The following is a 13,107-nucleotide window of genomic DNA, read 5'->3' on the forward strand; positions in this document are numbered from 1 at the left end:
GCGGGACCTCGTGTCCCGCCCTTCGGCGTAGCGGGCCCGCTGTTAGAGTGGGCCTACCGCGCAGAAAGGTCTTTCGTGGAACAACGCATCATCCGCATCGCCGCCATCGGCAACGAGGTCCTCGCCGGTCATGGCGACCCCCGCGCCCTGGGCTGGTTCGGCCGGGTCCTGGCCCGCACCACCGGCGACGATTTCCGTCTCGAGAGCTATTCACTGGCCTCCCCCGATGAGGGCACCGAGGCGCTGGCCGAGCGGTGGCTGCAGGAGGCAACCCGGAGGTTCGGCGAGGGCTGCGACAACCGCCTTGTCGTCGCCCTGTCCGACCACGACCTCGACCTGGGCCTGTCCACGGCCCGGAGCCGCCTGAACCTGGCGAACATCATGGACGCCGCCTCGCAGATGAGCATCAAGGCCCTGGTCGTTGGCCCCACCCCCTCGCTGGACAACGAGCGCAATGCCCGCCTGGCCGAGCTGTCGGCCGCATACGCCGACGTCGCCTCCCGGCGCCACCACGCGTTCGTGGACACGTTCGGACCGCTGCAGAACCATGAGCAGTGGCGCACCGACCTGGCCGCCAACGGCGGGCTGCCCGGCCAGGCTGGACACGGCCTCATCGCCTGGCTGGTTCTGCACCGCGGCTGGTACCGCTGGCTGGATCTGGCCGAGCCCACCGGCGCCTAGGGAACACCTGAACCCAGAGAACACCTGCGGCACGACGGCGGGGATCCCCCACACGGGATCCCCCCCGTCGTGCTGTGGTTTCCGGCAGCCCCTTGCCGTGGCACAATTCGCGATATATCGTGTTGACCATCGCGATATAACGCGAATTGGACCGACTTGGGAGAGACCATGGACGACGGCGAATGGCTCATTGACACACCACGCACGATCGACCTCGACGGGGTGCTGGAGCTCGACGCGAAATGCACCGCGGGGCGCCTTGACGTGCTGGCCCACGACGAGGCCTTCACGCGGATCGAGATCACCGAGATCTCCGGTTCCCCGCTGCGGCTGGAGCTGGCCGACGGGGTGCTGACCCTGCGGCACCGGTCGACGGCCCGCGGATTCATCGAGCGCCTGCTCGAGAGCGGGACCTTTTCCTGGTCCAAGGTCAAGGACCGCAGCGTGGTCACCGTCCTGGTGCCCGCCACCGTGAAGGTCGGCGCCCACCAGGTGGTGGGCGACTGCCTGGTCGCAGGCCTGAAGGCCGACGTGGAGGCGGGGACGGTCGCCGGCTCGCTGCTGGTTGACCAGACGACCGGCCGGCTGGGGATCGAGACGGTCAGCGGTGAGGCCATCGTCCGCAACCACACGGGCATCCTGCGGTCGAGTTCCGTCAGCGGGGACGTCACGGCCAGCGGCGCGTTGCGGGACATCAGCGCGAGTTCCGTGTCGGGCGAAGTGTCGTTGGACCTGCACGTGGATCCGGGCACGGTGCACGTCGATTCCGTGTCCGGTGGCACCAGGATCAGGATTCCCGCCGGGGTGGGAGTGGACTTGGAGGCCCAAACGGTATCCGGGAGCATCCACCTCAACGACCAGCAGTTCCACGGGGTGGCCAGAAAGGTGCGCGTCAACGACGGCCCCGCCTCGCCACGGGCAAGGATCCACACCGAAGGGGTCTCCGGGCGGGTAGCCGTCTTCAATGCGCCGGCGGCGGAACACCTCGATGCGGAGGAAGCGAGGCGCTGATGCCCCCCGTCTTCGCCCACGGCGCCATGCGCCTGTATCTTCTGCACCTGCTCGACGACGGCCCCAAACACGGTTACGACATCATCCGGGCGCTGAGCGACCGCTTCGGCGGCACCTACTCCCCCAGCGCCGGCAGCGTCTATCCGCGCCTGGCCAAGCTCGAGGAGGAGGGGCTCGTCGACACACGGCAGGAGGGCCGCCGGAACCTCTACGGGCTCACCCCCGACGGGCGCCGTGAGCTTGCCGAACGCGGCGACGAGCTGTCCTCCATTGACGCCGACATCTCGGCATCGGTCACGCGGCTGGCCGATACCCTGAGCGCCGAGATCCGCGAGAACATGCGATCGGTCCGTGCAGAACTGGCAGCCACCGCCGAACGCCACGGGGCCGGCACACGACAGGGGAAACGGAACACGGGCGCCGGATCCGCGGGTCCCCGCCTCGACGCGGATGCACCGCGCGAACCGAGCGTCGGCGCCGGCGGATCGATCTCCGCACGGTCCCTGGCCGAGCTGGAGCACCAGATCGACGATTTCCGTGGGCAGCTCCGGGCCGACCTTCGTGCGGCCGCCCGGTCCGGTGTGGACGAGGCAGCCCATGCAACCATCAAGGCAGTGCTCGAACAGGCCAAATCCTCGATTCGTTCCGTGTTGCGCTGAGCGGTGGCGGACACGAGCCGCTGCGAGTAGGAGCAGGGTCCGGTGATGTGACAAGATGGAGGGCAGCCCAATTACCGAGTAGATCAGGAGGCAGCCATGAGCAAGCGTGCACGCAAGCGCCGCAGTCGCAAGCATGGCGGCGCGAACCACGGCAAGCGCCCCAACACCTAAGCCAGGTGGAATAGCGAAGAGCCCACATCCTCACGGATGTGGGCTCCTTTGTGTTCGGGGAGCGCCCGAATCGCCGGCGTTGCCAGGCGAATCAGCCGTGGCCGACCTCCACACGGATTTCGCTGATCCTCGTCATGATCCGCGTCTTCAGCGTGTCGGGGGCGACCTCTTGGCAGCTTCGCTTGACGACTGAGCGGATGATGCACTCGAGGTCATACTCCTCGGTGCAGTCATCGCAGTGCTCCAGGTGCTCGCGGACGTCCTTGAGGTCTTCCACTGACAGCGCACCGTCGAGGTACTCGTACAGTCGGGCGATGCGCTCGTCGCTGCAGTCGCCCAGTGATTGGCAGTCGCCCATCATTTCCTCCCTTGTCCGGCTTCGGCCGGAAGGCCCGTGGTCTTCTTCGCTGTGCCGAGTCCGCGCGTGGCTGCGTAGTCGGCGAGCAGTTCCCTGAGTTGCTTGCGTCCGCGGTGCAATCGCGACATCACGGTCCCGATCGGAATGCCGAGGATCTCGGCAACTTCCTTATACGAATAGCCCTCCACGTCCGTGAAGTAGACAGCCAGACGGAATTCCTCGGGGATCGACTGCAGCGCTTCCTTGACGTCTGAGTCGGGCAGGTGGTCCAGGGCCTCCGCCTCGGCCGAACGCAACCCGGTCGGTGTGTGTTCCGCGGCCTGCGCCATCTGCCAGTCCTCCACCGTGTCCGTGCTGGAGCGCAATGGCTCCCGCTGGCGCTTGCGGTAGAGGTTGATATAGGTGTTGGTCAGGATCCGGTACAACCACGCCTTGAGGTTCGTCCCCGGCTTGTATTGGTGGAATGCCGAGTACGCCTTGGTGTAGGCCTCCTGCACCAGGTCCTCTGCGTCGGAGGGGTTGCGTGCCATGCGCATGGCCGCCGAGTACAGCTGGTCGACATACTGCAGGGCATCGCGCTCGAATCGTTCGCGACGCTGCGCCTCGGATTCGGCGTCTTCGGGGACTTGCTCGACCCCATGCTGTGAAGTGCTCATCACCGCCCAGTCTAGACCGACGTTGGGGGCGCTGTCCGTGCGGGGGACCACACGTTCAGCCAATGACATGACCGGCATCGTTGGCACATCCTCCTGAACTGCGTGTTGCTCTGGCCGGAACCGCTCTCGGAACCTTCCGTGGTCTGTAGTCACAACAGCCCCCAGCCCCTTCCTATTCCCTGCGGAGCGCCAGTCAGGCACCGACGGAGTCGAAAAAGTGCGAGACTAGGACCAGCATGTGAATGAACTCCCGACTCCTTGGAGGAATCGATGTCCCTGGTACGCCTGATCGCCCGCCCCCTGCTGGCCTCCAGCTTCGTGCTGACCGGCCTCGACCGTGTCCGCAAGCCCGAGGAGAGTGGAGAACGTCTCCGCCCGAACCTGCGCCGCGCCGCCTCCGTGTTCCCCCAGCTGGAGCCCATCGCCGCCAAACCCGCCCTCGCAGCCCGTTGCATCGGCGGCGCGCAGGTCATCTCGGGCCTGCTGCTCGCCCTCGGAAAGTTCCCCCGTCTCTCGGCCCTGGTTCTCGTGGGCTCCTCGGCCGTGACCGGCTTCAATGACAATGCAGGGGACAACCGGCTGGTCACTTCCAACCGGATCAAGAACCTTTCACTGGCCGGCGGCGTGCTGCTCGCGTCCGTCGACACCGCTGGCGCACCGTCGCTGGCTTGGCGTGCCCGCCACATGGGCCAAGACGCGCGAAAGCAGCTCGTGAAGACCAACAAGGAACTGGCCAAGTCGGTCCGTGGCAGCGCCAAGGACGCCCGCAAGGCCGCCGAGGGTGTGATCGGGCACTAGCCACCGACCAGCATGAGCAGCAATCTCTCCGCAGCCCCAGAGTCCCTGTCCCCTTGGCCGGCACCCCGGGCGCGAGGCCCGCTTGATGTGACCGTGCACGTCCCTGCGTCAAAGTCCCTGACCAATCGATACCTGGTTCTCGCGGCCTTGGCCGATGGGCCGTGCCGGTTGCGCAAACCGCTGCGCTCCCGCGACTCCGACCTGATGATCGAAGCGCTCCGTGCCCTCGGGGCTCACATCCAGGAGCAGCCCTCCGAGGACGGGCAGGGGCAGGACCTGCTGGTCACTCCCCTGGACCGCACTGCAGCACGCGACGCGGTATCGGTCGACTGCGGCCTGGCCGGTACCGTGATGCGTTTCGTTCCACCGCTGGCGGCAATCCTCGCGGCCGATGTCTCCTTCGACGGCGACCCCGCCGCGCGTGTCCGCCCCATGGGCCCCGTGGTCACGGCCCTCAAGGAGCTGGGCGTGGAGATCGACGGCGACAACCGTGGCATGCTGCCCTTCACGGTCCACGCCACCGGCACCGTCAGCGGCGGCCACCTGGTGGTCGATGCCAGCGGCTCCTCGCAATTCATCTCGGCCCTGCTCCTGGTGGGGGCGTTCTTCGACGAGGGACTACACCTCGAACACCGTGGTGCCCCCGTGCCGAGCCTGGACCACATCCGCATGACCGTGGAGACCTTGCGCCAGCACGGAGTGCAGGTGGACGACTCGGTCCCAGGGCATTGGCGCGTGTCCCCCGGTACCGTCCGGGCCTTTGACGTCTTGGTCGAGCGCGACCTCTCCAATGCGGGGCCCTTCCTCGCTGCCGCGCTGGCCGCTGGTGGTACCGTACGGATCCCCGACTGGCCGGCCGTGACAACCCAGGTCGGCGCCCGCTGGCCCGAAATCCTCACCAGCATGGGAGCCACCACCCACTTTGATGCCGGCGTCCTCACCGTGAACGGCGATGGACCGATTCGCGGCATCACCTTGGCGGATGCCTCCGAACTCGCGCCCACAGTGGCGGCCCTGGCTGCACTGTCCGACGAGGAATCCCGGTTGACCGGAATCGCGCACCTGCGCGGCCACGAAACAGATCGGCTGGCGGCCCTGGTCACCGAGATCAATGCGCTGGGCGGCGACGCGGAAGAATTTCCAGACGGGATCCTGATCCGTCGCCCCGTTGCCCACGGCGGGGTATTCCACAGTTACGAGGACCACCGCATGGCCACCGCCGGAGCCGTCATCGGATTGGCACTGGACGATGTCAGCATCGAGGACATTGCCACGACGTCGAAGACCATGCCCGACTTCCCCCAGATGTGGCAGGAGCTCGCCGCAACCGGCGGCGCGTAGGCATGGCACGCGACGTACGCAGCTGGGATGAGTCCGACGTCCGGATCCGCCCCAACAAGAAGGGTTCGCGGCCGCGCACCAAGGACCGTCCGGCACACGATGACGCCGTCATCGGTCGCATCATCACCGTGGACCGAGGCAGGTACACGGCCATCCTGGACGAGGACACCGCCAATGAGCGGATCGTGATCGCCGCCCGCGCCCGCGAGCTGCGACGCTCACCGGTGGTACCAGGTGACTTCGTCGGACTCGTCGGCAACACCACCGGCGCCCCGGATACGCTGGCCCGGCTGGTGCGGATCGAGGAACGGCGTACATTGCTGCGCCGCAGCGCAGACGACACCGACCCCGTCGAACGCGTTGTGGTCGCCAATGCAGACCAGCTGGTGGTTGTCGTCGCGGCCGCGAATCCGGAACCCCGCACCGGCTTCATCGACCGGGCCTTGGCAGCCGCCTACGACGCCGGCATCGAACCGGTTCTCTGCGTCACGAAGACCGATATCAGGGACCCCGGCCCGTTGCTGGAAAATTACCGCCATCTGGACATGCACGTCCTGACCAGCAAGAGCATTGGTGCCGGGTCCTCTGGCATCGATGCCAGGTCCGCCGACGGCGCTTCGGCCCGGCTTGAGGAGGGAGCCATCCTGGAACTGCGCCGGCTCTTGGCGGGGCGCGTTTCTGTGGTTCTCGGCCATTCGGGCGTCGGCAAGTCCACGCTGGTCAATGCCCTCACCGGGGCCCAACGGGCAACGGGCGGTGTCAACGCCGTCACCGGGCGCGGCCGCCACACCTCCTCGTCGGCGCTCGCCCTTCGGGTCGAGGACGCACCCCCGGGAACGTGGATCATCGACACGCCCGGGATTCGTTCGTTTGGGCTCGCCCTCGTCGACCCCGCAAACATCTTGGAGTCCTTCCCCGATCTGGTGGAGGGATCCGCCGAGTGCCCCCGCGGGTGCCGTCATACAGCCGACTCACCCGGCTGCGCGCTGGACGCCTGGGTACGGCGTCCGGAGGCCGACGCCTCGGGCGTTGCCCGTTTGGCCTCTCTACGCCGCCTGTTCGGCGCAGAGGCCAAAGCGGAGGACAAGGAGCTGGGATCCGTTTAGGACCACGGTTCGGGCCCGATCCTGCGGTAGGTTTGAAGGCATGACCCGCGACGTAATGAGCTACAACGACGACCTCCGGCTGGCACATGCCATCGCGGATTCCGTCGATTCCCTGACCATGTCCCGCTTCAAGGCGCAGGACCTTCAGGTGGACACCAAGCCCGACCTCACCCCGGTGACGGATGCCGATCGGTCCGCGGAGGAGGCCATCCGCAGCCAGCTGGCCCGTTCACGGCCACGCGACGCCGTGCTGGGCGAGGAATTCGGAAGCACCGGTCACGGGGCAAGGCGTTGGGTCATCGATCCCATTGACGGGACCAAGAACTTCGTGCGCGGCGTGCCCGTATGGGCGACGCTCATTTCCCTGATGGACGAGGGGCGCTCCGTCGTCGGTCTCGTCTCCGCCCCTGCCTTGGGCCGCCGGTGGTGGGGTGCCGAAGGCACCGGGTCATACACCGGCAAGTCCTTGGCCGCGGCCACGCGTCTCCAGGTGTCCGGCATCAGCGATTTGGCGGATGCCTCCCTCTCCTACTCGAGTCTGGGCGGTTGGCGCGACCGAGGTCAGTTGGACGCCATGTTGGATCTGCACGACGCCGTCTGGCGCACCCGGGCCTACGGCGATTTCTGGTCCTATTGCCTCCTCGCAGAAGGTGCAGTGGATATTGCCTGCGAACCGGAACTGAACCTCTACGACATGGCGGCGTTGGTGCCAATCATCACCGAAGCGGGCGGGCGGTTCACCTCATTGGAGGGTGAAGACGGATGCCTCGGCGGAAACGCCCTCGCGACCAACACACGACTGCACGACGCCGCGTTGGCAGTGCTCAACGGAACAACCGGCGCGACAGTGCCGGCCGGATCCCAGCAGCACTTCGCCGACCGCCCGGCGACGGAAACCGAGGCTTCTGCGGGGATCCACGACGCAGATGGCCATCGGGACGGGGAATTCCCGACGCCTCCGTACACGGAGCGGCATTCATCTCCGTGGGAAAACGCCTGAAGGACTAGCGGGCCGCCCGGCGACCGGCCGGACGTTGCCGTACCGTCCGCCCACGCTCGGCATCGGCGGCGAGCTGGGCACGCTTGAGCCATGTCGTCGCCGCACTGGCCACGGTCAACACGAGCATGATCCCGCCGAACCACGGGTGACCCGAGGCATAAAAGACGACGACGCCCAGCAAATACAGGACATGTGCAACCACCGGAAATACCGGCCAGGGGAACCGGTGTTTGGCCTGCGGGGCCATGAACAGGCCCCAAAAAACCAGGAGCGGAACCAGCAGCACGATCAGCGACAGGGCAGGAGCCCACGGCAGGACCTGGATGGCCCAGAGAGCGGCCGCGCACAACAAGGCAACCTCCAGGACGAACGCCAGCACTCCCGACGCGCGGACGGGTGTCGAGGCGTCAACAGACTCCTGCGCCGGAGCACCCACGGCGTCCTGCTGCTTGTCTTGCATGCGTCTGCCCTTCCCATTTCCTGCGCACACTGCGCGGAAACACCATGTTGTCGGTGGTTCTCCCCCGGTCATACGGCCCCGGAACTCCCCACCATTCTATGCGTCGACGAGAAAACAGGGGGACAGCACAAAGTCGGCCCCGGAATCACACATGGATTCCGAGGCCGACGATACGTGGAGATGGGGGGAATTGAACCCCCGTCCGATGTGGCTTTGCCAGGACTTCTCCGGGCGCAGTTTGCTGAGGGTTTTCTCTGCTCCAACAGCCGACTCGCAAACATGCGGCTGGACCCTTGCGGGATACCCTGAGCACAGTCACCGAAAATATGTCCAACATCCCAGTGACCAAGATGTTGAACAGTGGCTATCTAAATGACGCCAGTATCAGGGCCGATAGCAATCCCTGGCTGACGGACTGTCTGGCTGCTTAGGCAGCGAGAGCGAAGTCAGTGCGCTTAGAGTTGGCACTTGTGTTTTGCAAAGAGCGTTTACGAGATAACTTTGCGTCCTCGGCCCGCTTCTCCTGTCGCGACTCACATCGTCGAAACCGATCATCCCCGTATGTACTTCTCAATTTGCAGGCTTCCCCGCGCATCCCCGCAGGCTAACCTGCGAGACATCCACTATAACCCACCGCGCAGTGAATTCATTCCCGTGGCTGCTGCCCGCATCAGGAGGCGCGGCGGTTCCGCTCCCGCATGGCACGGAGTGCCTCGCGGTTGTCCTGTTTTTCGCGAAGCGTCTGGCGCTTGTCGAATTCCTTTTTGCCCTTGGCAACGCTGATCTCAAGTTTCGCCCGGCCATCACGGAAGTAGAGCTGCAGCGGCACGATCGTGAACCCGGGATCCTGGATCTTGCGCGTGATCTTGACCAGTTCCTCGCGGTGCAACAGGAGCTTTCGCCTGCGCCGTGCCGCATGGTTCGTCCATGACCCGTTGAGGTATTCGGGAATGTAGATGGCCTCGATGTACAACTCTTCGTTGTAGAACTGGCCGAATCCATCCACCAGGGATGCCTTTCCCTCGCGGAGGGACTTCACCTCCGTACCGCTCAGGACCATGCCCGCCTCGTACGTGTCGAGGATGTGGAAGTCATGATGCGCTTTGCGATTGGTCGCGACGACCTTCCGCTCAGTGTCCTTGGCCATGACGACCTCCTCTTGTACAGACGTGTGGCGGGAACTTCCCGCCAATGATCAGGTCAATCATCGTACGCCATGGATGCAACGATCAAATCAACCACTCCAGGTTCGGGCAAACCATGCGCCGAGGCCGGGGGACTGACCCATACCGGGGTTACGCGCAACCGATTCAGAGCAGACCCATGGGATTGACGACCTTGCCGTCAAGGACGGTCTCGAAGTGCAAGTGGCAGCCTGTCGAGTTGCCCGTCGTGCCGACGTAGCCAATCAACTGCCCCTTGGAGACGTGCTGCCCTGCCCGGACCACGTAACTGCTCAGGTGGTGATAACCGGTGAGCAACGCGTGGCCGTTGACCACACCGTGGCTGATCTGCACCTTGTTGCCTGACGTCGCCGACATGCTCGCGTACCAGACTTCACCCCCGGCAGCCGCGTGGACCGGTGCCCCGCACTGGCCGCCGAACCCCCAGTCGAGACCGGCGTGTATGTATCCGCCCATTCCGCCGTAGTCAATGGTCCCGGCGGGCGTCGGCCGCCAGCCGAAGGTGGACGTGATGTGCCCACCGGCCACGGGTTTCGAGAGCCCCCAGCTGCTGGTTGAAGAGGCCGTGTACTGGTCGGACTTGCTTCGCGCCGAGGCCGCGGAGCGTTCGGCCCTGTCTGCAGCTGCACGTTTGGCTGCTGCATCTGCGGCATTGGCCCGGGCAGCTCGTTCGGCAGCAGCACGTGCCTTGGCGGCCCTCGCCTCGGCGGCCTTGCGGGCTGCTTCTTCCTTGCGCTTGCGTTCCGCTGCTTCGCGGACCAGCCGTTCCTGGCGTTCCTTGATCTCGGCGATCACCTGATCATGTTCGGCCTGCTGCTTGTGGATTTGGGCCTTGATTTGCGGGCGCTTGGCGTTGAGCTCGTTACTGGCCGATTCGGCACCATCAATCAGCTCGTCAACGTGTCGCTTGGAGGCCTCTGCTTCGGCACGTGCAGCCTGCTCACGCGCCAGGGCCGCCTCGGCCTGGTCCTTGAGGTCGCTGATTTCCGCTTCTACTGCCGCCATTCGCGCTTGTGCATTGGCGTTGGTGGCGTTCTTCTGGTTCAACTCACTCAGAACAGCATTTTGGCTGCGCAGGGCCTGATCGGCCATGCCCATGCTGTCCGCCAGGTTTCCGTCGGACGACGCGTTGAGCAACAGACTGAGATTGCTGGAGACCCCTCCGCGTTTGTAGGCCTGGGTGGCGATTTGGCCGATGACTTTTCGGGTGCTGGCCATGGATTCCGCGTCCCGGACCATCTGGCCACTAATCTGATCCTTCGAGGACTGCGCCGCTTCGACCCGGGCAGTGAGGTCGTTGACCTGGTCAGTTGCCGTTTGGACACTCGCACGAGCCGAGGAAAGTCGCTCCTGCGCTGCTGGCAGGCGATCCTGGTAGTTCTTCAGCTTCTCGGCGACCTTCTGGATATCCGCGTTGAGGAACTCCAGGTCGGACTCCAATGAGTCCAGTTGCTTTTCAACCCGTTGTTTCTTGTCGTCCAGGTTGTCGGCGTGCGCCATGGGCGCGACCAAGGACAAGGACAGCAGGCTGACAAGGGCACCACTGATCACGGCATGGGACAGAGTCTGTCGTTTACGGTCCGCCACGGGCCCGTCCTTTCGGTGGATCAGTTGTTCGCCGCTTCGAAAGCGCGAGAAAACGTCGGCGCACTCATACCTAAACCTTCAGGTAGCGCCTTAAGGTCAGAACCGACGATACACCAGCAAGTACAACCCCTAGCGCAAGCAGGCCCGGGGCGACCAGTAATACTTCACCCGTGCCAATGAACGCCGTATCGGGGTATTCCACAGCGAGTTTGCCTTGGATCAGGTATCGCACCACGGCCCAGAGCGTACCGGAGGCAAGGACGGCTCCAATGAGTGCGGCGATGACGCCTTCCAGCACAAAGGGCAGTTGAATCACCGCCTTGGAGGCTCCGACCAGACGCATGATCCCAGTTTCCCGGCGCCGGCTGAATGCGGAGAGGCGGATGGTGGTGGCCACCAGGAGAACGGCGCAGAAGATCATGACCACTGCGATGCCCACCGCGACAAGTGAGGCAATGTTCATGATGGAGAAAACCTTCTCCAAGAGGTCGCGTTGGTCAATGACCGTATCCACGCCCTTCATCGAGGAGAAGAGCTCGTTGATGACGTCGTACTTTTCGGGGTCGACCATTTTCACCCGGAACGACTCCGGGAGTTGGTCCGCGGTTACGGTGTCGACGATGGGAGAGTTCTTGAACTGCTCACGGAAATGCTGCAGCGCCTGGTCCTGCGACTCGTACTCGTAGCTGTCCACATAGGGCTTAACCGCAGCGGAGTCGAGCATTTCCTTGATGGCGGTCCGCTGGGAGTCCGTCACGGCACCATCGGCGCAGGTCTGCGAACCGTAGTCTTCCCCGCACAGGAAGATGGCAACCTCGACCTTGTCGTACCAGAAGCCCTTCATCTGGGTGATCTGCATCTGCGTCAGTGCCGCTGCACCGACGAAAGTCAGGGAAATGAATGTTACGAGAACCACGGAGATGACCATGGACAGGTTGCGTCGCAGGCCGGAACCGATTTCGCCGAGAATGAATGCCAGTCTCATGCCTCATCCTCCTCTGAATCGAAGGGCGCGATGGCCTGGTCCTGGGGGTCTGCTGCCCGGAGTTCGCGCGATCCATCCCGGTTGACGATGGGGATCATCGCGGTGTACTCCCCGGCCCGCTCATCGCGGACCAGCTTGCCCTCATCGAGTTCAATGACTCGACGCCGCATGGAGTTGACGATGTCGTCATCGTGGGTCGCCATGACAACGGTCGTGCCGTTCTGGTTGATCTTGTCCAGGATGTTCATGATCCCCACGCTCGTGGCAGGGTCGAGATTTCCGGTGGGCTCGTCGGCGAGCAGGATGCCCGGTTGGTTCACGATGGCACGGGCGATGGCCACGCGCTGTTGCTCGCCTCCCGACAGCTCGTTGGGCATGCGTTTTTCCTTGCCCTGCAGCCCCACCGTCTTGAGGACCTCAGGAACGGTGCTGCGAATGGACGCCCGGCTCTTTCCGATCACCTGCATCGCGAACGCGACGTTCGAGAAGACATCCTTGTTGGGCAGGAGTCTGAAGTCCTGGAAAACGACTCCGATGCCACGCCGCATGCGCGGCACGCGCCAGCCGGGAATGCGGGCCACATTCTGGCCAGCAACGTGGACGGAGCCGCGAGATGCCTGGTCTTCTCGCAAAACGAGGCGAATGAAGGTCGACTTCCCGGACCCCGAGGCCCCGACAAGGAACGCAAAGTCACCGCGGTCGATCTCGACATCGATATCGTCCAGTGCCGGACGGGACTTCTGGTCGTAGACCTTGGTGACGTGCTCAAATCTGATCATGGCAGTTCTGCCCACCCGGACCACCGGTCAGTGTCCGAAAATATGCGGGGCTTTGCTGGGGGAACGTACAGCACCGGCACTGAGCACTCTAGCGCCAGCCCCCGGTCAAGCCGCGCAGGCAAGGTCGCGTGTCGGTACCGCGGGCCACCGGATGATGACCCGCGGAGCAAGCTAGGCGATCCCGTTGCCGGGACTCCGTCGCGTGGATTCCTTGATCCCCTGGTGCAGGGTGTTAGCTGGCAGCAAGCTTGCCGCCGAGGGTGAGTTCGGGTTCGGTGGCCGCCCGGATTTCTTCGACACTGACTCCGGGCGCTGTCTCCACCAACACCAG

Annotated in this window: 14 protein-coding genes, 1 other RNA gene and 1 pseudogene; 8 read left to right on the forward strand and 8 right to left on the reverse strand. The window is 64.7% G+C overall.

Features of this window, described 5'->3' with window-relative positions; translation table 11 throughout:
* The first annotated feature begins 75 nt into the window (after positions 1-75).
* The 4 genes from ACN0TP_RS10750 (at position 76) to ACN0TP_RS10765 (ending at position 2,522) form a co-directional block, all read left to right on the forward strand.
* Positions 76-681: a GDSL-type esterase/lipase family protein gene (locus tag ACN0TP_RS10750; RefSeq protein WP_417218832.1), complete on the forward strand. Its 606-nt coding sequence runs from the start codon at positions 76-78 to the stop codon at positions 679-681.
* 168 nt (positions 682-849) lie between these two features.
* The gene (locus ACN0TP_RS10755) at positions 850-1,692 is read left to right on the forward strand and encodes a DUF4097 family beta strand repeat-containing protein (protein ID WP_417218833.1); all 843 of its coding nucleotides are present in this window, start codon (positions 850-852) and stop codon (positions 1,690-1,692) included.
* Entirely contained in the window at positions 1,692-2,351 is a 660-nt protein-coding gene (locus tag ACN0TP_RS10760) for a PadR family transcriptional regulator (RefSeq protein WP_417218834.1), read from the forward strand. Before ACN0TP_RS10755 ends, ACN0TP_RS10760 begins: the two co-directional genes overlap by 1 nt.
* A gap of 96 nt (positions 2,352-2,447) precedes the next feature.
* Complete coding sequence (locus tag ACN0TP_RS10765) at positions 2,448-2,522, forward strand: 50S ribosomal protein bL37 (RefSeq protein ID WP_417218870.1); 75 nt, start codon at positions 2,448-2,450, stop codon at positions 2,520-2,522.
* 91 nt (positions 2,523-2,613) lie between these two features.
* On the opposite strand, the gene rsrA is transcribed toward ACN0TP_RS10765, so the two are convergent.
* Together rsrA and ACN0TP_RS10775 are read right to left on the reverse strand one after the other, a co-directional pair.
* Complete coding sequence (rsrA, locus tag ACN0TP_RS10770) at positions 2,614-2,880, reverse strand: mycothiol system anti-sigma-R factor (RefSeq protein WP_417218872.1); 267 nt, start codon at positions 2,878-2,880, stop codon at positions 2,614-2,616.
* Complete coding sequence (locus ACN0TP_RS10775; protein WP_417218835.1) at positions 2,880-3,536, reverse strand: sigma-70 family RNA polymerase sigma factor; 657 nt, start codon at positions 3,534-3,536, stop codon at positions 2,880-2,882. The genes rsrA and ACN0TP_RS10775 overlap by 1 nt, the downstream gene beginning before the upstream one ends.
* A 270-nt stretch (positions 3,537-3,806) precedes the next feature.
* Here ACN0TP_RS10775 and ACN0TP_RS10780 point away from each other — a divergent pair, with 270 nt between their 5' ends.
* From ACN0TP_RS10780 to hisN, 4 genes and pseudogenes are all read left to right on the forward strand, one after another.
* Positions 3,807-4,334: a DoxX family protein gene (locus ACN0TP_RS10780; RefSeq protein ID WP_417218836.1), complete on the forward strand. Its 528-nt coding sequence runs from the start codon at positions 3,807-3,809 to the stop codon at positions 4,332-4,334.
* A 12-nt stretch (positions 4,335-4,346) separates the two neighbouring features.
* Positions 4,347-5,675, forward strand: a complete 1,329-nt coding sequence (gene aroA, locus ACN0TP_RS10785) for a 3-phosphoshikimate 1-carboxyvinyltransferase (RefSeq protein WP_417218837.1) — start codon at positions 4,347-4,349, stop codon at positions 5,673-5,675.
* Positions 5,676-5,677: 2 nt separating this feature from the next.
* Positions 5,678-6,781, forward strand: a complete 1,104-nt coding sequence (locus tag ACN0TP_RS10790; protein ID WP_417218838.1) for a ribosome small subunit-dependent GTPase A — start codon at positions 5,678-5,680, stop codon at positions 6,779-6,781.
* Between the two features lie 40 nt (positions 6,782-6,821).
* Positions 6,822-7,610: pseudogene (hisN, locus tag ACN0TP_RS10795) on the forward strand (histidinol-phosphatase); the annotation flags it as partial.
* Between the two features lie 175 nt (positions 7,611-7,785).
* On the opposite strand, the gene ACN0TP_RS10800 reads toward hisN, so the two are convergent.
* From ACN0TP_RS10800 to ftsE, 6 genes are all read right to left on the reverse strand, one after another.
* Positions 7,786-8,241 carry a YrdB family protein gene (locus ACN0TP_RS10800; RefSeq protein WP_417218839.1) on the reverse strand — a complete coding sequence of 152 codons (456 nt, stop codon included), beginning with the start codon at positions 8,239-8,241 and terminating at the stop codon, positions 7,786-7,788.
* A gap of 172 nt (positions 8,242-8,413) precedes the next feature.
* Positions 8,414-8,800, reverse strand: a transfer-messenger RNA (tmRNA) gene (ssrA, locus tag ACN0TP_RS10805).
* Between the two features lie 111 nt (positions 8,801-8,911).
* Positions 8,912-9,388, reverse strand: a complete 477-nt coding sequence (gene smpB / locus ACN0TP_RS10810; protein ID WP_417218840.1) for an SsrA-binding protein SmpB — start codon at positions 9,386-9,388, stop codon at positions 8,912-8,914.
* 163 nt (positions 9,389-9,551) lie between these two features.
* Positions 9,552-11,012: a peptidoglycan DD-metalloendopeptidase family protein gene (locus ACN0TP_RS10815; protein ID WP_417218841.1), complete on the reverse strand. Its 1,461-nt coding sequence runs from the start codon at positions 11,010-11,012 to the stop codon at positions 9,552-9,554.
* A 70-nt stretch (positions 11,013-11,082) separates the two neighbouring features.
* Positions 11,083-11,997, reverse strand: coding sequence for a permease-like cell division protein FtsX (gene ftsX / locus ACN0TP_RS10820; protein WP_417218842.1), 915 nt, complete (start codon positions 11,995-11,997; stop codon positions 11,083-11,085).
* Positions 11,994-12,776, reverse strand: coding sequence for a cell division ATP-binding protein FtsE (gene ftsE / locus ACN0TP_RS10825; RefSeq protein WP_417218843.1), 783 nt, complete (start codon positions 12,774-12,776; stop codon positions 11,994-11,996). The genes ftsX and ftsE overlap by 4 nt, the downstream gene beginning before the upstream one ends.
* Positions 12,777-13,107: the final 331 nt, after the last annotated feature.

The organism is Arthrobacter sp. (assembly GCF_048266065.1).
Taxonomy (GTDB): Bacteria; Actinomycetota; Actinomycetes; order Actinomycetales; family Micrococcaceae; genus Arthrobacter_H.